This is a genomic window from Pirellula sp. SH-Sr6A, from assembly GCF_001610875.1.
GTDB lineage: Bacteria > Planctomycetota > Planctomycetia > Pirellulales > Pirellulaceae > JBKCUI01.
The window spans coordinates 2,224,762-2,247,575 of sequence record NZ_CP011272.1 but is presented as its reverse complement, the minus strand read 5'-3'; the positions used below and the strand labels follow the sequence as shown (position 1 = coordinate 2,247,575).

The 22,814-nt window shown below is 54.9% G+C and carries 16 protein-coding genes; 6 read left to right on the top strand and 10 right to left on the bottom strand.

The window, feature by feature from the left end; genetic code table 11:
- Nucleotides 1-237: 237 nt before the first annotated feature.
- From VN12_RS08840 to VN12_RS08825, 4 genes are all read left to right on the top strand, one after another.
- The gene (locus VN12_RS08840) at nucleotides 238-1,458 is read left to right on the top strand and encodes an aminotransferase class I/II-fold pyridoxal phosphate-dependent enzyme (RefSeq protein WP_146676482.1); all 1,221 of its coding nucleotides are present in this window, start codon (nucleotides 238-240) and stop codon (nucleotides 1,456-1,458) included.
- Nucleotides 1,459-1,549: 91 nt separating this feature from the next.
- Nucleotides 1,550-3,241 (top strand): C25 family cysteine peptidase, encoded by a 1,692-nt coding sequence (locus tag VN12_RS08835; protein WP_146676481.1) that lies wholly within the window; start codon nucleotides 1,550-1,552, stop codon nucleotides 3,239-3,241.
- A gap of 5 nt (nucleotides 3,242-3,246) precedes the next feature.
- Nucleotides 3,247-4,065 (top strand): TrmH family RNA methyltransferase, encoded by an 819-nt coding sequence (locus VN12_RS08830; protein ID WP_146676480.1) that lies wholly within the window; start codon nucleotides 3,247-3,249, stop codon nucleotides 4,063-4,065.
- A 94-nt stretch (nucleotides 4,066-4,159) separates the two neighbouring features.
- Nucleotides 4,160-5,470 carry a PP2C family protein-serine/threonine phosphatase gene (locus tag VN12_RS08825; RefSeq protein WP_146676479.1) on the top strand — a complete coding sequence of 437 codons (1,311 nt, stop codon included), beginning with the start codon at nucleotides 4,160-4,162 and terminating at the stop codon, nucleotides 5,468-5,470.
- Between the two features lie 142 nt (nucleotides 5,471-5,612).
- On the opposite strand, the gene VN12_RS08820 is transcribed toward VN12_RS08825, so the two are convergent.
- Together VN12_RS08820 and VN12_RS08815 are read right to left on the bottom strand one after the other, a co-directional pair.
- Nucleotides 5,613-6,503, bottom strand: a complete 891-nt coding sequence (locus VN12_RS08820) for a sugar phosphate isomerase/epimerase family protein (protein WP_146676478.1) — start codon at nucleotides 6,501-6,503, stop codon at nucleotides 5,613-5,615.
- A gap of 41 nt (nucleotides 6,504-6,544) precedes the next feature.
- Nucleotides 6,545-7,030 (bottom strand): hypothetical protein, encoded by a 486-nt coding sequence (locus VN12_RS08815; protein ID WP_146676477.1) that lies wholly within the window; start codon nucleotides 7,028-7,030, stop codon nucleotides 6,545-6,547.
- A 78-nt stretch (nucleotides 7,031-7,108) separates the two neighbouring features.
- Here VN12_RS08815 and VN12_RS08810 point away from each other — a divergent pair, with 78 nt between their 5' ends.
- Nucleotides 7,109-8,557 carry a Gfo/Idh/MocA family protein gene (locus tag VN12_RS08810; RefSeq protein ID WP_205855235.1) on the top strand — a complete coding sequence of 483 codons (1,449 nt, stop codon included), beginning with the start codon at nucleotides 7,109-7,111 and terminating at the stop codon, nucleotides 8,555-8,557.
- Between the two features lie 109 nt (nucleotides 8,558-8,666).
- Here VN12_RS08810 and VN12_RS08805 read toward each other — a convergent pair whose 3' ends face one another.
- From VN12_RS08805 to bcp, 8 genes are all read right to left on the bottom strand, one after another.
- Complete coding sequence (locus VN12_RS08805; protein WP_146676476.1) at nucleotides 8,667-9,113, bottom strand: hypothetical protein; 447 nt, start codon at nucleotides 9,111-9,113, stop codon at nucleotides 8,667-8,669.
- Between the two features lie 71 nt (nucleotides 9,114-9,184).
- On the bottom strand, nucleotides 9,185-10,426 hold the full coding sequence (locus VN12_RS08800) for an acyltransferase family protein (protein WP_205855234.1): 1,242 nt from the start codon (nucleotides 10,424-10,426) through the stop codon (nucleotides 9,185-9,187).
- Nucleotides 10,427-10,479: 53 nt separating this feature from the next.
- Nucleotides 10,480-12,246 carry a PQQ-binding-like beta-propeller repeat protein gene (locus VN12_RS08795; RefSeq protein ID WP_146676475.1) on the bottom strand — a complete coding sequence of 589 codons (1,767 nt, stop codon included), beginning with the start codon at nucleotides 12,244-12,246 and terminating at the stop codon, nucleotides 10,480-10,482.
- Between the two features lie 30 nt (nucleotides 12,247-12,276).
- On the bottom strand, nucleotides 12,277-13,596 hold the full coding sequence (locus VN12_RS08790) for a DUF1552 domain-containing protein (protein WP_240491365.1): 1,320 nt from the start codon (nucleotides 13,594-13,596) through the stop codon (nucleotides 12,277-12,279).
- Nucleotides 13,593-17,804 carry a DUF1592 domain-containing protein gene (locus tag VN12_RS08785; RefSeq protein ID WP_146676474.1) on the bottom strand — a complete coding sequence of 1,404 codons (4,212 nt, stop codon included), beginning with the start codon at nucleotides 17,802-17,804 and terminating at the stop codon, nucleotides 13,593-13,595. The genes VN12_RS08790 and VN12_RS08785 overlap by 4 nt, the downstream gene beginning before the upstream one ends.
- 136 nt (nucleotides 17,805-17,940) lie before the next feature.
- A complete protein-coding gene (locus tag VN12_RS08780) occupies nucleotides 17,941-19,125 on the bottom strand; it encodes an iron-containing alcohol dehydrogenase (protein ID WP_146676473.1) in 1,185 nt (394 codons plus the stop codon).
- Nucleotides 19,126-19,154: 29 nt separating this feature from the next.
- The gene (locus VN12_RS08775; RefSeq protein ID WP_146676472.1) at nucleotides 19,155-20,138 is read right to left on the bottom strand and encodes an ABC transporter permease subunit; all 984 of its coding nucleotides are present in this window, start codon (nucleotides 20,136-20,138) and stop codon (nucleotides 19,155-19,157) included.
- Between the two features lie 80 nt (nucleotides 20,139-20,218).
- On the bottom strand, nucleotides 20,219-20,698 hold the full coding sequence (bcp, locus tag VN12_RS08770) for a thioredoxin-dependent thiol peroxidase (protein ID WP_146679844.1): 480 nt from the start codon (nucleotides 20,696-20,698) through the stop codon (nucleotides 20,219-20,221).
- A gap of 260 nt (nucleotides 20,699-20,958) precedes the next feature.
- On the opposite strand from bcp, the gene VN12_RS08765 reads away from it, so the two are divergent.
- On the top strand, nucleotides 20,959-22,647 hold the full coding sequence (locus tag VN12_RS08765) for an arylsulfatase (RefSeq protein WP_146676471.1): 1,689 nt from the start codon (nucleotides 20,959-20,961) through the stop codon (nucleotides 22,645-22,647).
- Nucleotides 22,648-22,814: the final 167 nt, after the last annotated feature.

Below are 22,814 nucleotides of genomic sequence, written 5' to 3'. Positions count from 1 at the left end.
TTTTCAATTTTTTTGCTTTTCCGTTCGAAGTCGACCGCGGTTACTACGGTTAGGCCCAGAGGGAGCGCACTTGGTATTAGATGCTCAGGTCCATTTCTGCCTTTCTTCGAACCTTCCAAGGCCGTATCTTATCTGTAACCCCAAGCTAGTCGGTGATTTCCAGTTCTTGTTAGGACGGAACCCATCCGGCTGGCTCTCGATCTGAATCAGAATCACTTATGCCAGTCGGCGTTCCAAATGAGTAGCGATTTTAAAATTGAGTTGGCCCCTCGGGTGCATCGTCTCCCTCCTTATTTATTTGGCCGGATCAACAATTTGCTCTACCAGAAGCGGCGCGCCGGTCAGGATTTGATCGATTTGGGGATGGGAAATCCTTCCGATCCACCGGACCCTTCGGTGATTGCCAAGCTATCCGAAGCAGCGAAGGACACGACCAATCACGGCTATTCGAAGAGCAATGGGATTCTGAACCTCCGTCGAGAAGTGACGAGCAAATATCTTCGCAAGTATGGCGTTCGGTTGGATCCTGAGACCGAAACCATTGTTTGTTTGGGATCCAAAGAGGGATTTTCTCACATGCTTCTCGCCCTCATCGGCGCTGGAGACACCGCGATCATTCCAGCGCCTTATTTCCCCGTGCATATGTACGGCGTTGTGCTCGCATCGGGCAATGTCGTCGCGCTGGATGTCTCCAACACCGAGAGGTATCTCTCGAACATCGCCTACACGTGCGAGCATTTTTATCCCCGACCCAAATTGCTCATCATCAACTATCCCCACAATCCCTCGACGGTAACGGTCGAACCGGAGTTCTTTGTCGATGTGGTGAAGCTGGCGAAGAAGTATGGCTTGATGGTGATCAGCGACTTCGCTTATGCCGATGTGGCGTACGACGATTACACCCCCCCCTCTTTCTTATCCGCGCCGGGAGCCAAAGACGTCGGCGTGGAATTTACGACGATGAGCAAGGGGTACAACATGGCCGGCTGGCGCGTTGGCTTCTGCTCGGGGAATGCAGACATGGTCAAGGCGTTGGCCACGATCAAGGGCTACTACGACTACGGAATGTTTCAAGCGATTCAAATCGCCGCCATTGTTGCTCTGCGCGATACAGAGGCGACAGTGGAAAAGCAATCCAAGATTTACCAAGGGCGCAGGGATGTATTGGTGGAGGGATTGCGCCGCATCGGTTGGGAGGTTTCGACTCCCAAAGCAGGTATGTTCGCTTGGGCAAAGATCCCCGAACCATGGGCGTCCCGCATGAACTCCATCGACTTCGCCATGCATTTGCTGGAGCATGGTAATGTGGCGGTCAGCCCGGGGGGTGGATTCGGTCCGCTGGGAGAAGGTTATTTGCGAATGGCACTCGTGGAGAACGAAGCCCGGCTTCGGCAGGCCGTTCGACAGATCGGTGCTTGTTTAGAACGAACCACTGCACCGGAGTTGGTCGGAGTGTAGTCGGCGGGCGCCCAGTTGTTTGGGGCGGGCACCCAGTTGAATTGGGCGGGCGCCGGGAGTAAGTGGCGGGCACCAGGGAAGAGGTGAGACGATGCGAAGGTTGGTTGCTGCACTTAGTTGCCTCATATACGCAGGTATCGCCTTGGAGTCCTCCCCAGAGACTTGGGCGGAGGCGTTAGAGGAAAAGCGGGCGCGTCCGGCGGTTGTTGTGGTCTGCCCCAACGCTTGGCAGCCAGCTCTCGAGAAATGGGCTGCATATCGAAGTCAGGATTACCGCCTCACCATCCTCGACAGCCACCGTGATCCCTCCGCATTACGCCAGAGGATCATTGAGAAAGCTGGGGAGGCCGGCTCGCTGGAAGCCGTCGTACTGTGCGGCGATGTATTTCAAGACATCACGACCGACGCCAAATTGCCACCGATTCGCGAGACGATTGTCCCGACCTTCGTGCTGCCGACGACCGTGAAATTGGGGGAGGGGCAAACCCCAACCCTTGCGAGCGATAATCCCTTTTCGGACTTGGACGGAGACGGCAGCCCTGACGTTGCCGTCGGACGCGTACCGGCGAAGTCCGCTGAAGATTTGAAACGGATGCTCGATCGTGTCATTCATTACGAACATTCCAGCGATTTCAGCGAATGGCGAGATCGCGTGCACGTCACGGCAGGGGTGGGTGGATTCGGCTTGTTCGCCGACAAAGCCATCGAGACCGTCGCTCGGCGTTATCTGTCGGAAGGAATCCCGGATCGATTTCGATTGCAGATGACCTACGCCAGCCTGCACAGCCCCTATTGTCCCGATCCGCGTTCGCTCAAGCAAACGTTTCTGGGCAAGCTCAATCGGGGTGGGTTGTTCTGGGTTTACATCGGTCATGGTTGGATCGATTCGCTGGACGACTTCCACTACGACAATAGCGAAGAGTGCATTTGCAGCCGGGAAGATACCGAACTATTCGATGCACCTGTGGGGCCACCTGTCGCGGTATTGCTAGCCTGCTACACCGGGGCATTCGATGCAAAGGTTGATTGTTTTGCCGAACGTTTGTTGCATCAGCCGAACGGCCCAATCGCCATTGTCGCGGGCTCACGCGTCACCATGCCTTATGGGCTAAGTCAGTTTGCGGGAGAAATGATGGATACCTGCTTTGTGCAAAACGAGTCCCGATTGGGACGCGTTGTGTTGCAGGCCAAGAAATCGATTTGGACTGACGAGAAAGAATCGGAAAAGAGAAGTGAACCGGCATCGGTTTCCAGCAGCAAGTTGAAGTCGAAGTACCAATCCGCGATCGAAGCGATGGCGACGGCGCTCAGTCCCGTCGGCCATGACTTGGTCGCAGAGCGGAGAGAGCACGTGCGATTGATGAATTTGCTCGGTGACCCACTACTGGTTATTCGCCATCCCCAACCTTTGAAAATCGAAGCGAGGGACACGATCGAAGCGGGCGAACCGCTGGACGCCGAGATCGAGGCGCCGTGGAGTGGAACCATGGAGGTCGAATTGCTGCTCCATCGCGATCGCTTGCCCAGCACGTTAGAATCCATCCAAGCCAACGAGCAGGCCGAAGCCCGTTACCAACGAATGCAACAGAATTACGACCGAGCAAATCATCTCGTCCTCGCCCATCAGCGTTTGGATGTCGAAGCAGGAACGCGTCATGTCCTGTTTGAAACCAAGGAAGATTTTCGCGGACAATATGTTCTCCGAGCGCGCATGCAAGGGGAAGAGGACTGGGCGATTGGGACCAAACGCGTTCAGTTTCAACGCAAGAAGAAAGCGAATTGAATCGGATGTCGTGGACACGTATCGAGGACATCCAAGCTCCCCAACTGGAGCCTTACCGGCACCTTCGCACGACGAATCTAACCCGATTTAGCGGGCGCTTCATTGCTGAAAGCAAACCGCTTGTAGCGCGACTGTTGGCGAGCCAGCTGCAGGTCGAGTCAGTGCTCTTGGACGAAGCATTCGTCGAGGAGGCTCAGGGCTGGATCCCAGCCGACCAGTCCGTTTGGGTCGTACCCAGCGCGATGATTAGCGAGCTTATCGGATTTCATTTTCATCGTGGTTATTTAGCCTGCGGGCTGCGTCCTGCGATGGGAACGATGGACGATCTGCTGCAAAAGCAGGCCTGGGGGGGGGCGACATCCCAGCGAGACCGCTGGACCGGTGTCCTATTGGTTGGCGTGCAAGACCCCGAGAATTTAGGGTCTATCCTGAGAACTTGTTCCGCTTTTGGGATCCAGGATATTGTGCTAGGGCCGCAATGCGTCGATCCTTTTGCCCGGCGAGTGCTGCGCGTTTCCATGGGAAATGCGTTCAAACTTCGCTTTTTCGAGGTCGACGATGTTCACCACGCATTGCGGGCCTTCGAGCAAAAGGGGATCGAATCGATCGCCGCTTGCTTGGCGGACGACAGCGAGGAACTGTGCGAATTTGCGAGGCACGGGCATTCCGTAGTGCTCTTTGGAAACGAAGCCCACGGGTTGCCCGACGACATTTTGACTGGGTGCAGTCGACGTCTCAAGATTGAGATGGGTTTGGCCACAGATTCCCTCAACGTGAGTGTCGCCGCCGGAATTATCCTTCATAATCTTTGCCGTATCTGCTAGGTCTCTCATCTTTGGGGACTAGGTGGGCACCGCCTGTTCTGATTATTATTAAGAAAGCCTGTTCCAGCCTTCCTTCCCCTATCCGTCATCCAACTTGTCTCAACGTTCCCCTTCTGCCCACACCACCGCTTGGCAGTCTGCCTTTTCCGTTGCGAGTGCAACGCATGTCGGGATGCGCCGGCGAAACAATCAGGACCATCACGGTGTCTTTCTGGCAGGAGATGAGTCTGCTTGGAAGAAGTTCGGGCACTTGCTCATCGTCGCAGACGGCATGGGGGCGCACGCGGCAGGTGAATTGGCCAGTCAATTGTCGGTCGAGCTGATACCCCATCATTATCGAAAGCTCGTTCGAGGTCTTCACGCAGATGCCTTGCACCAAGCCTTGACGGAGACCAATGCGGAGATCTTTCGGCGCGGTCAGGCAAATCCTGAATTCCGCAGCATGGGAACGACGACTTGTGCGCTGGCGATCGTGCCAGAAGGTGCGTTGATCGCGCACGTTGGAGATTCGCGAGTCTACCGCCTTCGAGGGGCCCAACTCGAGCAGCTCACCTTTGACCACTCGCTGGTTTGGGAAATGAGAGCTTCGGGAGAACTCTCCGAGGAAGCGATTCGCAACAGCACGATCCCAAAGAATGTCATCACGCGTTCGTTGGGTCCGAACGCAAACGTAATGGTCGATATCGAAGGGCCGTTTCCCTTGCGTCTGGGAGACAAGTTCCTGCTCTGTAGCGATGGGCTGAGCGGGCAGTTGAGCGATGAAGAGATCGGGGTTCTATTGCAAGTCCTCGATCGAGATACGGCGGTTCAAGCGATGGTGGATATCGCCAACCTGCGCGGTGGTCCCGACAACATTACGGTGGTCGTGGGAGAAGTGACTTCCGATGCGATCGTCGACACAAAAACGCCTTCAGGAACGAGTGCCGCGCGCACGTCATCCCACTACCCGTTACCGTTTGGAATCGCTGCGGCTGTCGCGATTCTCCTGTCCATTGTCTTGTTGGCATTGCAGCAATTCCCGATCGCACTCCTCGCCTTGGCCGCCGCCGCCGTCGCCTTCGCGTCTGGTTGGTACAAGTACCAATCGACTTCGACACCGAGCGAGCGACCTGCAAACGGATTTGGCAAATCTCCTTACCGCCGCATCGCATGCAAACCGGATCGCGCATTCACGGAAAACCTCGCGCAAGTCGTTTCGGAATTGGAGGCGTGGTTTGACGAGAACCATTGGTCGACGGCTTCTCAGGAACTCAGCACCGCTCGCGAACAAGCGAAACGGGCGCAAAAAGAAAGCCGCTACGCCGACTCCATTCGGAGTTTTGTTCAAGTCATCATGATTATGATGCGGGAAGCACGCGTCCACCAAAGCGAATCACCCGACGATTCCGAGACGATCGATTACTGATCGACAGGACTGGTACGTATCGCCCCAAGGTCTGCCCGTTCTCATGGAGTTTCGATCTTCGCCCCGGCGGAGCGACGCGATACCGAGCGAAGATCCTTCAGCACAGTACATTCGAGTACCGTCCGAACCAACCGGGGCAGTATCACGAATCGGGCCAGTATTGCGCTACTTTCTTTTTGAGAAATTCAGCGCTTCGTGCGAGCTGCTCGATTCCGTCGACTCCATCTTCGATACTGATCCAGCTGTCGAATCCCACGCGTTTTAGTTCGGTGAAGATCTGATCGTAATCATTGAGTCCTTTTCCAATTTCACCATGCCTCAGTCGCTTCGCATAGCCCGCAGCGCCCGATTCTTCTCGTCGTAGATCCTCCAACGTTCCTTCGATGAGGTAACGATCGCTGGCGTGCATCGTGACCACGCGATGGGATACGCGTTTCAGTAGTTCGATCGGGTCATCACCCGCGATGTAGGCGTTGCTCGGGTCATAGTTCACACCGAAGTTTGGATGATCGACGGCATCGACCAAAGCGCAAAAGACATCCATCTTTTGTGCGAACTCGGGATACTCCCAAAAATCGTCCTTGTAATGGTTCTCGAGAATGAGCGTCACGCCTTGGTCTTGGGCGTAGGGCAAACATTCATAGATGCAGTCCGCCGCCAGCTTGACTCCTTCCTGAGTCGTGAGTTCCGGTCGGCGTTGTCCGCTGAGAACACGGCAGTATTGGCCACCCAAAGCGGCAGTCATGTCGATCCAGTACCGTTGCTTTTCGAGTTCGTGGCTCCGGAAGGAAGCATCAGGGTGGGTGAAGTCGGGCGAACAACACATCATCGGGATTTGCAGTCCCATCGACTCCACTTGCATGCGAATCGATGGCCAATTGCTAGGATCCTGCATTTCCAAAAAGCCCGCGTAGAATTCCACACCGTCGACGCCCAAGCCGCTGGCCAATTGGAACCATTCGGCCAGTTTCATCGTTCCATCCTTACACAGCGCGTGCATGTAAGCTTTGGGGAAAGCAGCAATCTTTGGCATTCTCGATCTTTCGTGAGAGGGCAATATCCAGAGCGCGATGGCTAATCAAGCCAACTCGTCACTTCGTAAGCGATGGTCTCGTGTTCGATTTCATCGTGAGCATCTAAAAGGTCGCTGACGGCGGCAATGGCAGCCCACCAACGATCTTGCGAAAGCATCTGGTAGAGTTTAGCAACAATTGTTTCGATTCGGCGAAGGCACTCCCGATCCGAGGGGCAACCGGGACGGCACAGCGCCCATGCTTGCTTCCAGTCGTGTGCCCATTCGGGTATCAGACCGGGATGAAACGGCTCCGATCGAATAATCATCTCGGCGACGGGACCCGCGAGAGCGACTGAGATTTGATCGATTCGATTCGAATCACGAGGCCATCGGATATCCACCAAACCGTGGAATCCGTCCTCTTCCGGTTCGACCGAGGCCCGCTCCACCCAAGCTCCGCTCACTACAGCCATGACACAATGACCGGCTTCGTGATACAGCGTTCGTTCTCTTTCCGTCTCTTCATCCATGGTTTTTTGATTCATGATCCTTTTTGGTTTATACTTGCGATCTGCAAATCCCACCCTTCGGTTCACTCTTCCTCTCCAGAACAGGACTTGATCGTGAAGCAATCCTCTCGTCGTCAATTCGTCAAATCGACAGCCATGGCCGGCGTTGCCATCGCTGCTTCCTCCACGGTTCGCTCATCGCACGGCATGTCCAACGAGGAGGTGAGGCTCGGATTCATCGGGTGCGGTGGACGCGCTGGCGAGCATATGGGGACCTTCTCCAAAATTCAAGGTGCGAAGATCGCCGCCGTCTGCGATCCCGATCAGGCCAAAATTGACAACGCACAAAAGTCCTTCAGCCCTAGCGCCAAAGGGTATGTCGATCTGCGAAAGCTGCTCGACGATAAGGAAATCGATGCAGTGGTCATCGCTGCTTGCAACCACTGGCACTGCCTCGCTGCTATTTGGGCCATGCAGGCTGGGAAAGATGTCTACGTTGAAAAACCGCTGTCCCACAGCCAGTGGGAAGGGGAGCAAACGATTCTCGCGGCACGCAAATACAACCGAGTTTGCCAAGTGGGAACACAGCAACGTTCCGATCCCATGCAGGCAGAGATCAAGAAGTTCCTTCACGAAGAAATGGCGCTTGGAAAGATCCTCTCAGCCCGCGTCAATCGCTACGGAGTGCGGGCTTCGATCGGCAAGCGTTCCACACCGCTGACAGTCGATCCCAAAGTCGATTACAACCTCTGGCTCGGACCCGCTCAAGATCGACCCATGTTTCGAGAGAAGTTCCACTACGATTGGCACTGGGATTTCAACACCGGTTCGGGTGAAATGGGGAACTGGGGCGTTCACGTTTTGGATGATCTGCGCAACAATATCTTCCGCGATTCCGTCGCTCTCCCCAAACGAATTTTCGGTGGTGGTGGACGCGTCGTTTGGAACGATGCTGGCGAAACTCCGAACGTTCACTTTGTCTACTTCGATACCGGTAGCATCCCCGTCGTGATCGGCCTGTCGAATCTACCTGCGGCCCCAGGAAACACGAAGTCTCCGAAAGTACCTGGACCTGGAAGCGGTTACATCGCCTACTGCGAAGGAGGGCGCTTTGAAGGACAACGCGGATCGGCCTCAGCATTTGATAAGGAAGGAAAACTCATCAAGAAGTTTTCTGGCAACAGTGGCAATAAACTGCATCAAGAGAACTTCTTGAACGCCGTTCGGGCACGCGATCCGAAGATGCTCAATACGGATGTTCAGGTTGGCCATGACTCGACCGGTTGGTGCAACCTTGCCAATATCGCTTTCCAAACGGGAAAGACCTTTAGCAAGGCGGACACGAAAGCGGTCCAAGTCCCCGAGTGGAATGCGCTCGTCGAAGAAATGGAGTCGCATCTTAAAGCCCACTCGTTGGACATTGAAAAAGCGGATCTGAAGCTGAGTCAGATGCTGACCGTCGATCCGAAGACCCAGCGATTCGTCGGCGAAGGATCCGAGGCCGCCAATCGATTCATGAAACGCGAATACCGCGCTCCTTTTGTGGTGCCCGAACAAGTCTAATCGGGATCGGTACGATCACTTCAAACCAATAGGAAACGAGCCTCCTGGTCTGATAGACCAGGAGGCTCGTCTGTTGATTCTCCACCGTCGGACTAGGAGAGTAAACCGATTACTTGGCAGCGTAATGCTCGACCACAAAAGGATTCACCACTACATTCGGCTCGATGGCAACCGGGGCCGTAACGACATCGGCCGCTTTCTTGTCCGCCGAGACTTCGACTTTAGGCGGCTGTGGATGAGGGACGTGGTGATTCCATACGGTTCTTGGGTTGACCAGATGACCTTCCATAGGAACGGCGTGGTAGGAGGAGTCGGATCTCAAAAGAGGCCACGAAGCAAAGGGGCTTTCGCCGTAGGGCCGGGCGTACCTTTGCCCGTAATAGACGGGAGGGAAAACCGAAAAGTAAGGGGGAGCCGGCAACCGATTGCGGAAGCTGTTCTGGATTCCCAACGAATAGCCAAATTGAAATTCGAAGGGACCCTGTCCGAAGCAAAGGCTCGAACTCCCACCGACCGACAACAGGGAAACAAAGACCAAGACCAATTTCTTAATCATAGCGCACGCTCCTTGGAAATAGTTCTATTCCAGCGTAATTGGCCGCTTCGGTGATTCAAGATGTTTCGTGGTTATACTTTGATAACCCATTTGCGCCGGTCCATTTCGAGGGCAATCATCCCGTAAATGCCTAGCCAGGCGAGGCTGTAGAGCAGGGAACTCAACCTGGGGTCGAGCCCTTCTCCGACGAACAGATTTTGATACAGCCAGGGCAATGGCGTTGTCCACTTCGGCGCCCCATCCTCCGACTCGATTTGCCATCGGATAAGCCCGAGACCCCTAGGAATTAGACCGCTCAGCACAAACAGGAACAAAGGGTTTTTTCCAAAGGCTTCAAAGAAGTAAAACGGATAGGAAAGGACGCGTGCGATACCATTCCCCAATCTAGCCCCCACGATGCTCCCGTTCGATTTGGAAATCTCTCCCCAATAGATCAAGAGGCAGAGTGCAAAAAGGGCGAGTCCGCTGGTGTGAAGGACGAAAGTCGACGTCCAAATCTTTTTGTTCAATGGAAATTCAAGTTGCCAGACGGAAGCGATGAACAGCCAATGGACGCCGACTAGTAGCAATTTCCCTAGGAGCGATTCGTCCTTGGAAGAACGCAGGAGCGTGACACCGGTCCACCACCCCAAAAACACTTGGGCTACGGCTGGTAACGTGCTCAACAATCCCTCAGGATCGAAGGGAACCCCTTCCCCTCGGTAGAGATGAGAGGGGCCCAGGAGAGCCCGATCCACATGGGTCCCCACAAAACCCTCCAAGCTGTACGGGTCAGGAGGAGCACCTAATGCACGGCAAAGAATCCAGTATCCGAACAGCAACAGAGCCGTGAGGATGCTGATGCGGTAGGTCTCGCCGTTGCGAGCGAAAAACCGGACGGCGATGGCCGCGATTCCATAAGCCAACGCGATGCGTTGAAGCACCCCGAGGATGCGAAGGTTGGAGAGGGATTTCCATTCCAGCTGTTGATCCGGAGTCCACGCAACGAAGGGAAAGGCGTTGAGGAAAAGACCAATCGCAAAGAGGAGCAATGTGCGTCGAAGAATCTGAACGTAAACAACGGAGTCGGTCAAAGCCTGCTGACGTCTCCAAACCCATGCCAACGCGATGCCTACCGCAAAAAGAAAAAATGGGAAGACCCAATCGGTGGGAGTACAACCATGCCATTTCGCATGTTGCAGCGGTGGGAACATGGCCGACCAGGGACCCGGGTTGTTCGCAAGGATCATTCCAGCAACCGTTGCACCCCGAAAGACATCGAGCGAACGATAACGCTCGGGCTTCACAGGTGCATCTAGTTGTACAGAAGTCATCGCGATTCACGCCAATATTGGTACGGCTCCATCCATGTTTCGTGCTGGATCGTTTACGGATTGGTAGCAACCGGCAGTTTGTAGCATGCAGCCTGCTGGCTATTTCGAACGTAGACGCGGTCTCCCACCACGACGGGATGGTTCCATGTTTTCGATTCGATGGCAGGAACTCTTGCAACTTCCTCCAGTTTTTCTCGTGAGGCTTTCAGCAAAACCAAGTCTCCAGATTCGGCGGCGACCAGTAGATGACCGGTATCGGCAAGCAATAATACTTGCCCGGCGCCATACCTTCCCTTTTTCCAAAGTCGTTTCCCTGTATCCATCGACACCGCTCCGAATATGGTGGCATCGAATCCGTACAGAGTTCCTTCGTAAGCGACCATGTCGTTGAAATCGGGCTTCAAGTCGCGTGAAGTCCATTGGGGCTCGACTTTCCATGTTCCTTCTTCACGGGAGATATTCAGTCTGCGTATCCCATTTCCCATACTGGCGGCTACGAAAACAGAATTCCCCTCCACCACCGTTTGAACTGCGCGATAGGTGTCGATCTTCCATTCGTGATTCCAAATCGTTGCCCCAGAGGTGGGATCCAGAAACTGCAAACCTTCGTTCGTTGCCATCAGAATACCGGCTGTTCCGTCGAAGGTAGCCATCTGAGGAGAACTGTAGCTGTGATCACCAGAAGCAACCTGCCAGCGAATACCGCCGTCCGCTTGGCCGTAAGCAAATACACCCTTGTCACCTGGGCCTCCTGCATGGACCACGACGACATCGTTTACGATCAGCGGGGAACTGGAGAATCCCCAGGGTGGTTGTTTGCGACTCGCATCCTGCATCAACTCGCGCCGCCAAACTTCTTTGCCATCGGACGCCTTCAAACAAACCACCATTCCATCGGCCCCTACGGCATAGATCCGCTGAGCGTGATAGGTGGGGGTCGCGCGAGGGCCGATTCCGCCCATCTCCTCTGCGAAGCGACCGGGGGTGGAATAGGCCCACACCGTGTTACCGGTGTCCGCATTCAAGCAGACGACCGCTTCCTGGTCTCCTACTTGTTCTTGTGTAAAGAGATGGTTTTCCGCCACCGCAAAAGAAGACCAACCCGGTCCTATCGCCCGTTTCCAAACCAACTCAGGTGGATTCGTCTCCCAATCCTCGATGAGTTTGACCCCGGAAACACTTCCATCTCGGTGGGGGCCTCGAAACTCTGGCCAAGGAACGTTTGGATTCGATGGATCCGCTGCGAAAGGGCTATTCGATGCTTCTCCTCGGGATTGCAGGTAGTCTTGTTCCGCAGGGATCGACCATCGAGGTCGAAACTCGACGGTGAACTCACCTGTTACACCTTCAGAACGAAATGCGTTCCAAACACCAAAGCCCAGCAGAGCGCCTAATAATCCCAGCCAAACTCGGACCCTCGGATAATGGGATGCCACGACCAAGGGTATGGCGAATGCCGCCATGCCGACAGGAATGATCCAAAGGAACATGCTGATACCACGCATGGACGGATCGAGGGTCAAACTGGTCATCGCGATGATGGCAGCCAATCCTCCGATGCCAATTCCCTTCTCTCGCCAACTTGCACCGCTGAAAAACAGCCACCAAATGGCGAGGGCAAGGCTCAGCGCGGCCGGTCCCATGAAACCGAGCATCAGCAGGGGTAAACTGGCCCCCTCAATCCAAACCGGCACGAATCGGACGAGTACGGCCAATACGATGAGCACGACCGCCGGCCATCCTCGCAGACTCCTAATTGGCTGAGGGGAAACCGCGTCACTTCGGTCAATGCCAACCGAAGTGTTGGAGTCTGCATTCATAAATCACATCCTGAAGAAGAGTTGCCTCGGTCAAACCGACGGAAGTGGCTCCGAAGCGTCGCCAAATTGTTCAGGATGGAGATCGAACTTGTCAAGAACGGATAGGAACAATCGGCACATTTGGCGATTTGGGGCGTCCCGATAATCCAATACCTTGCCCGTTTCTAAGCGACCGCCCCCCTTTCCGAGCATAACGACCGGAAGTTGGCTGGCATCATGCCCTCCATTCATCATGCTGGAGCAGAACAAAAGCATGGAATTGTCCAGCAGCGTACCGTCCCCCTCTTGGATCGTCTGCATCCGCGTCGCAATGTACGCGAGCTGTTCGACGAAAAACTGATTGACCTTCAGCCAATCCTCCGTGTCCGAATGGGAAAGCAGGTGATGGATCATGTAGTCGACCCCCAAGTGGGGGAAGCGAAGGGAGGAGTGATCGTTGTTCAGCTTCAACGTCGTCACTCTGGTCGTATCGGTTTGGAAACCCAAAAGCAGGATGTCGCACATCAATCGCATGTGCTCGCTAATGTCCTGTGGGATTCCATCGGCGGGACGCTCGCGGTCCGGCTTCTCCATCGTCGGACGCCAGCCTTGCAGCTCTCCTCGTTTTCCAGCTTGCGCGATCCGATCTTCGACATCGCGGACCGAATCCAAATACTCGTCCAATTTTCGCCGATCCGATTGGCTTACATGACGGCGTAAATCGGCGGCATCCCCAAGAACAGCATCGAGCACACTTTGATCCTGCTGGTGAACTTCCTCTTTAAAGAGCCGGTCAAACGCCAATGCGGGATAGATCTCTAACGGAGTCGGCGTGGTCGGCGAGGACCATGAAATGTGCGAGCTATAGAGCATCGAATAGTTCTTGTGAACCGAAGGATTCGACTTTTCACAGCCCAGCACCAAGCTCGGTACTTTTGTGTTACGTCCATACGTCTGTGCGATCCATTGATCGACGCTGGTCCCGGAACGAATCTCTCCTCCCGATGCCAGCGGTGCACCCGAAAGGAGATTGCCGGTTTGCGACGAGTGGATGTTTCCTTTCAAGGCCTCTTGATTGTATAGCCCTCGAATAAACAACATCTGATCGCGGAGGGGCTCAAGCGATTTCAGGACGCGCCCTACTTTCATCGACGCTCCATCTCCCTCTGCCCACCACTCTTTGCTATGAAATCCATTGCCTGCGAAAAGGGCAGCAAAGCGAACGGGAGGTTTCGAATTCGAAGCCGTCGCCGCCGTGGCTTGTCCCCATACCGGAATGGACTCCATCCAAGGCAACGCCATCGACACGCCAATTCCACGAAGAATGGTTCGACGATCCCATCGGCGCTGTGTGTTCCAACTGCATGTCATGGCTTTACCTCTTCCTCTGACCGAATTTCACGAAACTGCCGGCTCATCACAATCGCTTCGACAGCATCCCCGATTCCGTAGCTAGATTCGGTTGTAGCTCTTTGTGCAAGCGACTCCAAAAAAAGTTTGTCTGACAACATTACCTCGCGACCCAACGCATACCCCAACAGTTTGCGATGAAACTGCAATAAGAACTCGTTATTCCTCGTCCGAACCAAATAGTCTCTCAGTTCGGTAACACCTGACACAACCGTACCATCGGGCAACGCCGTTTTGGTGTCCACCAAATGACCTGCCTTGTCGGAAGTGCGATATCGTCCTATCGCATCGTAAGACTCCAGTGCGAACCCGAATGGGTCGATACGACGATGGCAGTTGCTGCACCCAGGTGCACTCACATGTAATTCTGTTAGTTGACGTTCGCTCAAATTCTCAGGTACCGAGTCGGGCAACTGCGGGACATTCTTCGGTGGCTTGGGAAGGGGTTCACCCAACAAGACTTCGCTCACCCAAGTTCCTCGCAGAATCGGACTCGTCCTCGATGCTCCAGACAACTTTGACAGCAGCGCTCCCAAAGTCAGCAACCCACCGCGATTCCACTGCGAGGCATTACCCAATCGGGTCACCGGTGAGCTGGTTCGAACAAGGCCTCCGTCCTTTTGTTCGGTTTCGGAATTCGAAGCAGGAACCAAATCGATCGGAATGCCGTAGTAGCCGGCCAAATCACGATCGACGAACATGTAATCTGCGGTCAAAAGCTCGAGGGGCGGTCGGTTTTCCATCAGTAGATGCTCGAACAGTCGATTGGCTTCCGCCTGCAGATTTCCCCGGATGCTAAGGAATTCAGGAAACTCCTTTTCACTCTTTTCGTCGAGCTCAGCGACATTTGCAATTTGAAGCCATTGACCGAAAAAGGAAGTTGCCATGCGAGAGGATCTGGGATCCTCCAGCATGCGACGAACCTGTTGACGAAGGATTGGCTCCCGAAGCAATGAGCCATCTGCCGCCAACCCAAGTAACGTTTCGTCCGGTGCGGAGGACCAGAGGAAATAACTCAAGCGTGTCGCCAATTCCTCGGCTCGAAGGGGCTCCGATTGCGACTTGGCAGGAACCTCTAGCCGATAAAGAAATTCGGGTGCGACCAAGATGCGGGTCACCACCCCGCGAATGGAAGCATCGTGCAATAGTCCTTGCTCGCGAAATGTGCGATACAACCCTCGTAACCTTTCGGTTTCTTCGGCCCGCAACGCGCGACGAAATGCCTTCGCAGCAAATTCCAACACGCCGTTCAATTGTTTCTCTTCAGCGCGCACCAATTCCTCTCGAAACTGAGCTGCTCTCTTGAGAATCGGTTCTCGCAGCGGCTCGAACGCAGAGGGGTCGGCGTCTTGGGTAGCATATTGCCATAACTGCTCGAACACATCGACGCTCCGAAGTGCATCCTGGCTAACAAAATGCAGCTCCGTCCACAGTCGTTCTAATTCCTCGCGTTCCGAATCCGTGAGCATGAGCTCCTTGAGGAATCGATCTTCCCGATGGTAAAGAGTAAGCGTCACGACTTCGTCGACCGGAACGATTTGCGGATAGCAAAGTGCAATGGGGAACGTGTTGCGAAAGTCTTCGAATGCTGTGCGAAATACTCTTTCTTTCGATCCTTCTGGGTGAACCAACACCGGTTCATGAATCAAGCTTGATCGGTCGCGTTGGCGATCGAATGCGGAGGCATCGGATCGATTCTGAACAAGAATCTGCACCGATCCGTCGCGCCCCCTGTGAGGGTCCAGAGTTGCTTCCGCTGCGAACTCCCACTCCTCTCGAAAAAAGGCTGGAATGGGTATCTTCACCCAGGTCTCATCCGCGAGCGAAAGACCTTCGCGGGTCAAAGCCATTTCGCCCGCTGAAGACTCGAGCAGGATGGGTGAGGATTTGGTTTCTGGGTCCGAGTCACGCCCCCATTGGACCGACGTCGAGAAGAGCTTTAGCAGTTGCTGGTCGGCCGGGGAAATCGGCTCGGACGGAGCCTCCGACTTGAGAAGCTGTTGCAGTTTTGAAGCGATTTGCGACCTTGCAGAAGTGTCCGCGCTGAGAAACCATTGACTCAGCAGGCTCCCCGGAGGTACCAGTCGGGAACTCCACTTTTGAACCGGAGCGTGGAAGAATTGCCACTTCGTATCACTGTGATCCGCTAAAGGGTTGGATTCGGTCAGCTTCGCATGGAGCGACTCGGATAGGTTCCACCGCTTTTCACCTTGCTCAATCGTGAAATCGACTCTCGTAAGGTCGCAGGAGTGGTTTCCATCCTTTGGACTGATCCAGAGACGGACCTCGTCCCCTGCGAGAAGGGGCACGTTTGAGAACGGCCCAATAGGGACGGGCTTGCCACCGGCGGAGTTTCCACTTGCTAAACCAATCCGTGCACCGCGGCGCTTGATTTCCAAAAGCCACGCGATCCCGTTCCCGCACTCGGGATGAGCGTGCTGAATCACAGCATCGATCTTCGCCTTACCACTTCGAGACGCGGTCCATCCAGCCCCGATACTGCGCGTCGGTGCCGGGTGCATCGCGATGCTCTTAGGAGTCATAACTCCTGGAATTCTTACCTCCATGTCGGAGGAATTGGCAACAATACTCAATGCGTCTTCTCCGACCCATCCTCCAATAAATGCGTGGCCGGAAAGATTAGAAGCTGACTTGGTAAAAAGGACTTCGTCGCTCCCGTCCCGTTTGCCAGCGTCCGATTGAAATAGTCCGACCAACTCCAGCCATAGCGCTAAGGACGACTCAGAAAGAGACGCTTTTCCTGCTAGGTTTCGGATCTCTTCCTGGGTGACCGCAGTGTCGATTCCCTCTGCGATGGCGAGCGCCTGCTCCACCGATCCTCTCATGGTCGAGGCAAGTTCCTTCCATTCGCTCGCCAAACGAATCGCATCGACGAGAGGGAGGTCCGACTCTCCTGATCGGATAAACCGAGGGGATGCCAGCTGAACATAGTCACCATCTCGACCATCCCCCGCTTCGTGCAGTTCGATCACGAGGGAATCGGTCTGTGCATTCAGCTTGTGCCGGATGGAAAGCCGGTGGGTCAACGGATCGACTGGTTCCTGCCAAGCTTTCGGGCCATTGAGTTTGCCGATATGCCCGACGGCGCTGAATTTCCATAGCTTCTGTTGCCATTGTCCCACCCAATTCGAAACGTCTGCGCTCGACGGCTTTCCCTTCGCAAGAGCCCATTGCGATCGCAGCCCTTTCACCAACGGTGAAGCCAAAGCCATCTCGCCCAACTCCGAACGATGAACCAAATCTCCTCGCGAGTCCGCCATCGTCAGGCCCAATTGCTTTGCTAAAACAGCGAGGTAACGCTCGCTCCCGTTCCCGATCTTCGCGACATCCTGAAGCGATTTCGAACCGGTTGCGAGTGCATTCTCATTCTGAAAAAGCAATTCGAGATAGCGATCGAACGGATTGCGTCCTCCTTGATTCGTTTCAAATTGAACTCCCTGCAAGTTCACCTTCTCGGCACCTCGAGCGTCGGTGTAACGCGCGTAAAGCTGGCGGATCCAGTTCAACCGCTCCGTAGCCCAATCGTTGGACGATGTGCTTTCTGAAAAACCGATTCCGTCGGGCAGCAGGACCGTCCGTTGCGCGATCGACTTGGCTGCGTCGAAGTACTTGTTGAACAATGCTGGGCTCATTACCATCGCGGCCCCAGCATTGGTAAAGCCCTCTCCCGCGACGTTGTCGACCGGAAACTCCTTGGTCGGGTCGAGTGTGGGAACACCTGTAAGATCTCTCAGCGTCCAAGTGTATTCACTATTGCTGAGGCGTCGAAGGATGATGGGGCCGGGGTCATTGGCCTTCTCCTCTGCAACGCGATCCAATACCGATTGACTCCATTTTTGGATCATGACCATTTCCTGCGCCGAAGGCTTCTCGGAGCCTTCGGGGGGCATTTCTTCGAGCTTCAGCACGCGAAGAATCTGCGTGAGCTTTTTCTCGCGATCGATTTCGGGTGTGTCGCCCCAGGCCTCGAAGCTCAAGTTCCCTTCATCGGTCTCATTGGAATGGCACTCGGAGCAATAACGCTGAAAGATGGGAGCGATTTCAGGAGGGAACGCGCTGGCCGACTGCCCGAGGGAATAGGGAGCCCACGCGTTCGAGAAGAGCAGGACGGACAATGCGATGGTAGAAAACCCAACAAACTTCAACATACCGAGGGCCCAGAAGAGGGGGAGGATTGCGAGGCGGGGGGATGGCTGGCGGGAATGGGGAGAGCACTAGCTCAAGGCGTTGCCGAACATTGTACTCGATTTTTGTGCCGGTCGTGCAAATACATAGCACGGAGGACTAATACGCCCGTCGGAGAATTCGTTCCAAGTCCTCTGCAGTCGGACGGCGAGCATTGACCGCCAGGAGCCGCTCGATTTGCAGTGTCTTGGTAACGACCGTGGGAATGTCGGATTCTTGAAGCCCCAAGTCTCGCAATCGCGTGCGAATTTCAATGCGAGTCAACAGTTTTTCTACTGCTGAGATCGCGTCTTCGCTGGAACAATCGGACTGCCCCAGAAGAAGCGACCCGACTTGGGCCAAGGCTTCCGCGCACATCGGTTGATTGAACTCCATCACGTGAGGCAGCAAAAGCCCGTTCCCTTCGCCATGTGAACAATGGGTGATCGCCCCGATGGGGTACTCCAGCGCATGCACCAGCCCCACGCCGCTGTTGGAAAACGCCATCCCGGCGAGCATCGCGGCATAAGCCATGCCGTCTCGAGCTGCTTGATCCCCTGGAACGTCGACAGCTCGCACGAGGAACCTGGCGATCTGACCGATTGCTTCCAAGGCCAGCAATCGCGTAAGCGGATAGCTTCCTTCGTAAGCGTTGCCGGTCCCCTCGAAAGAAGTGAAGGGTTTGTTGGTGAGGGCTTCGATCGCGTGCACCAATGCATCGATGCCACTATGGGCTGTGACGCGCGGAGGGCAAGAGTCGGTCAGCGATGGATCGATGATCGCCATGCAGGGACGCAGGTAAGGGCTCAATGTACTTACCTTGACTCCCGCCTGCTCGTCGGTGAGAACCGCGGAATGTGAAACCTCGCTTCCCGTTCCTGCTGTTGTTGGAATGGCGATGAGGGGAAGAATGGGGCCGGGAATGTTCCCGAATCCGAAGTACTGTCTTAGCGAACCGCCGTGACGTAGCCAAGTCGCCACCATCTTGGCGATGTCCAAATTGCTCCCACCTCCAATCCCGATTACTGCATCCATGTCGGATTTCATCGCAGCTTGGCAAGCCGCTTCGGCGACGGCAACGCTTGGCTCTGGTTTCCCACCCTCGAATAGCTCGATGGAAAACCCGGAATCTCGAAGTTCTTTCAAGGTACTTTGGACAGATCCGATCGACCCAACCACCGAGTCTGTCACCATGAAAAGTCGAGCGAGCCCTAATCGTTTTAAGCAGGCAGGAAGCACCGCCAACGCACCTCGACCAAATCGAACACTGGGGCTGGTACCAAAATGCCAATGAGTGTTCGACATATTTGCTTGTCTCGGTGGATGCGACTGGGTTAGTTGGGTGCCGGAAGATCCCTTCTGGTAAAGACTCTCCAAGCGATAGCATACGCGAGAGTCCCCAAGAGCAATAGTATCGCGATGAATGCGGGAGGCTCCATGCAACTCATCCAATAGTCGAGTCCGATTTTGGACGCGTCCCCGTCGCTCCACAAACTCCATGCCGCCGCCCGGTGGCGATGAATCCTTTGCACGCTCCAATCAGGTTGATATGCCGCGAGGAAACTGAACGGCGTCAAAACATGCGTCGAAGGAGTCGATTTTGAAAGGATAAAAAGCAGGAGTTGTGAGACATAGATACCAATCGTCAGTCCGATCGCACGCCATCGATATTGATCGCGAGCACTTAAGAGAACGCTGATACCGAGGACCATGAACCCTAATGAAAACAAGTTCAATGTGGGAAGGATGTAAAGGAAGGGATCCACGAAATTTCGGAGGGGGACCCACTCCTGCCTCTTCGGGGATAGGGGAATACCTACATCCAGATTCAGAAAGGGGATTCGCATCGATCCTCCCGTGCTGACTGGTGTCGAATTGGTCATAATTCCGAGGTAGATCCCTGCGTACACGAGAATGCACAAAAGGACGAGCCCTAAGATCGTGACGGTCGCATGAGCCGCGAACAGTCGGCTTCGTTCGATCGGCTGAGCCAGTAAGAGTTCCATCGTTCCTCGGTTCAATTCACCACTCACCACATCCGAACCTCGGGAGATCGACCACACGAGGATACAGAGGAGCAAGACTGGTTCATCAAAGGTAAATCCCACCATTCCTTGGTACGTGAGGAACTGTTCAAGCGGAACGGGTGAGAACTTTTCGAACGAGCGGAATTGTTCGAGAATCGATGCAAAGCCGCTCAATTCAAATTGACTGACGGTCCAAATGCGAACCCAGGGAAAGAACAGGAGAACCAGCGCGCACGCGAGCCAAAGTAGTAGCGACTCGTGGATATACTTCTTGACTAGAATGCGAAACATGAAAACCGCTTGAAGTGGCGAAGCGAATATCCAATCATTGCGTGCAACCCATTGCCCTATTCCTCTCAGGCATTATCAGGCTAGCGAGACGCGAGTTCGTCGATCGCCTCGAGGACCGCCGCGTCATGTCCATCAACGCTTACTCGTTTCCAGACCTTCGCTACCTTGCCGTCGCTGTCGATCAGATAGGTGCTGCGCTGGACTCCCATACTCTTCTTTCCGTACATGTTCTTTTCCCGCCAAGCTCCGTAGGCTTCGGCAATGGAATGGTCCGGGTCTGCGAGCAATGGGAAGTTTAAACTGAACTTGTCGCGGAACTTCGCATGCGACTTGTCGTCGTCCGGACTTACCCCCAACACGACGGCACCTCGTTTTTGCAAAGCATCGCTGGCGTCGCGAAAGGCGCATGCTTCCTTGGTGCAGCCAGGGGTGTCATCTTTCGGATAGAAATAAAGAACGACGACCTTCCCCTTGTAATCGCTCAGCTTCACTTTCTTACCCGTATCGGTCACAGCTGTAAAAGTCGGCGCTTTGTTTCCTGCTTCGATCCAGTCGCTCATCGTCTCACTCTTGCGTTCATTCAGTTGAAAGGGATGGGGTGGAACCGGCTGCTTCGGAGACCAAGGCCGAGACGGCTTCTCTCTTCCTCGATTCAGGCTGACGAGAATGTCACCAGCGACCAAAATCGGTCCCCTCGAATATTCCACCGAGTTATACTGTAGCGTCGCGGCAATGGAGTCGGTACGCCAGTTCCCATGAACATCTCCCTTCCGTGCTCCCTTCCAAACCTTGCTTGCACCTCTCCGACTTTGATATCCCGATGAAAACAAGACACTTCTGTTCAACGCTCGAAAGTCATCGCGTTAGATTTGTTTTCACAGCTCTTCTGCTTCTGTTCGGTCTAGTCAGCGGTGGCCGTCATCTTGAGGCCAACGAGGGACGCCCCAATGTTCTTATCCTCTTCGCAGACGATCTAGGATATTCCGACGTGGGGTGCTTTGGAGGAGAAATCGAAACCCCGAACTTGGACCGACTGGCCCGAAACGGATTGCGATACAACCAGTTCTACAATACCGCACGATGCTGGCCTTCTCGCGCGGCACTCTTGACCGGCTACTACGCCCAGCAAGTTCGCCGGGATGCGTTGCCGGGATTGGGAGGAGGAGGTAACGGGGTACGCCCCCCTTGGGCGCGATTGCTGCCGGACTATCTCCAGTCAGCCAACTATCGGTCCTATCACAGCGGTAAGTGGCATATCGATGGCAAAGTGCTGCCGAGCGGTTTCCATCGTTCCCTCAACATGGTCAATCAAGGAAACTTCTTTAGCAACAAAGGGAATACCATCGACGATTCCCCCGTGACGACTCCGTCCGGTCCGGACTATTACTCCACCGATGCAACTGCCGACCACGCCATTGAATGCCTTCGCGATCACGCTTCCCATCACCGCGATGCTCCATTCTTTTCCTACGTCGCCTTCATTTCACCTCACTTCCCACTTCACGCACGTCCGGAAGATATCGCGAGGTACAAAGATCGTTATTTGAAGGGATGGGATAAACTTCGCACGGAGCGATGGGAACGGATGCGCAGTATGGGCATCACCTCCACGACTCTTTCTCCGCTCGAACGGGAAGTGGGACCACCGTATGCTTTCCCCGAAGCGATGAAGAAGCTGGGAGACTCGGAAGTCAATCGCCCGGTTCCTTGGAACGAACTCAACGATTCCCAAAAGTTCTTCCAAGCGACGAAGATGGCGATTCATGCTGCGATGGTCGATCGAATGGATCAAGCGATTGGTCGTATCTTGAAACAGCTCGAAGAAATGGATGCACTCGACAACACGCTGGTGCTTTTTTGTTCCGACAATGGAGCCAGCGCGGAGATCATGGTGCGTGATGGCGGACATGATCCCGCTGCACCCATGGGGAGCGAGAAGTCGTACCTGTCCCTCGGACCAGGCTTCTCGAGCGCCGCGAACACGCCACACCGTCGCCATAAAACATGGGTGCACGAGGGAGGCATCAGTACACCGTTCATCGTGCACTGGCCTAAAGGCATCCAAGCGAAAGGGGAGATTCGCACTACCCCAGGACACTTGATCGATGTGGTTCCCACCGTGCTGGAAATTGCTGGAGTCGAAAAGCCCAAGGAGTGGGAGGGACTCCAACTCCCTGCCGCTCCCGGTGTGAGCCTAGCTCCCTCGTTCCAACGCGACGGTGCCGTTGAGCGATCGTCGCTTTGGTGGCTGCACGAAGGGAATCGAGCTTTGCGGGTCGGGGACTGGAAAATCGTCGCGGAGAAGGATCGTCCCTGGGAGCTATACAACCTTCGCAACGATCGAGCGGAGCAAGACAACTTGGCCGAGTCCGATCCCAAACGCGTTGAGGAGATGGCCGCGGTCTGGCAGGGGCAGACCGATGCTTTTTGTGAATTGGTCAAGCCCTACGCGACCGAACCGGCCCGCCCCCAGGCGCGGAACAAAAATCAACCCATGCCAACGAAATAAGGGTTCTGCCGACACGCCCGAATGGAGGGCGTAGTGGGTAATGACCAAGGCCACTATCGAGGGAAGGCAAGGCCACCATCGAGCGGTGGGAGCGGTTGGGTGTGGTCGCTAGTGGGTGTGGCCGCTAGCCCTCCCAATAGGCGGCGCCAATTGGAGTTGGAGCGCGG